Annotated in this window: 1 protein-coding gene; it reads left to right on the top strand. The window is 71.7% G+C overall.

The genetic code is table 11. The features are described from left to right. The coding region (locus tag ACU8YE_RS25225; RefSeq protein ID WP_446930296.1) for a substrate binding domain-containing protein at positions 1–449 on the top strand (449 nt) is incomplete at both ends.

Genomic DNA, 449 nt, shown 5'->3' on the forward strand with positions numbered 1-449 from the left:
CGTCGCATCTGCCCGATTCGGGCTATGTCGCGCAGACCTGCGGGACGAGCTGCAGCGTGCTCGTCGCGTCGCGCGAGTATCTCGCCCGGCACGGCACGCCGACCACGCCCGACGATCTCGCGAAGCACGTGTGCCTGCGGCTCGACACGCCGGCCTCGCCGGGCGGCGAGTGGCGGCTCGAGCGCGACGACGGCGACGAGACCGTCTACGCGCTGCCGCCCGCGCCGTTCCAGGCGAACGTGCCGGATGCGTTGTCGGTGGCGGTGCGCGCGGGCCGCGGGATCGGCTCGATCGCGCTGTACACGGCGCTCGACGACATCCGCGAAGGGCGGCTCGTGCGCGTGCTGCCGGACTACCGGTTGACGATGCTCGACGTGTACGCGATGTATGCGTCGCGCCGCTTCCTGGACGCGAAGGTCCGCACCTTCGTCGATCATCTGCGCGCGACG

This window comes from Ralstonia sp. VS2407 (assembly GCF_052950655.1).